The organism is Pedobacter sp. CFBP9032 (assembly GCF_034045265.1).
GTDB lineage: Bacteria > Bacteroidota > Bacteroidia > Sphingobacteriales > Sphingobacteriaceae > Pedobacter.
This window is the reverse complement of the sequence record NZ_JAXCWE010000038.1, coordinates 1-427: the sequence shown is the minus strand read 5'-3', so window position 1 is coordinate 427 and position 427 is coordinate 1. Positions and strand designations below refer to the sequence as shown.

At 49.9% G+C, this 427-nt stretch carries 1 rRNA gene; it reads right to left on the bottom strand.

The features are described from left to right. Positions 1–427 (bottom strand): 23S ribosomal RNA (locus tag SOM16_RS23055); the annotation flags it as partial.

Here is a 427-nt window from a genome sequence, read left to right as displayed (position 1 = left end):
CACTGCCGTGGAACATTTATTAGCATTCGGAGTTTGTCAGGAATTGGTAGGATTTGACTCCCCCGCATCCAATCAGTAGCTCTACCTCTAATAAACTTATACACGACGCTGCACCTAAATGCATTTCGGGGAGTACGAGCTATCTCCCAGTTTGATTGGCCTTTCACCCCTACCCACAGGTCATCCGAAGACTTTTCAACGTCAACCGGTTCGGTCCTCCACTTTGTGTTACCAAAGCTTCAACCTGCCCATGGGTAGATCACAAGGTTTCGCGTCTAATACTACTAACTAAGCGCCCTATTCAGACTCGCTTTCGCTCCGGCTCCGCACCTGAAGTGCTTAACCTCGCTAGTAACATTAACTCGTAGGCTCATTATGCAAAAGGCACGCCGTCACCCAACTTGTGGGCTCCGACCGCTTGTAGGCG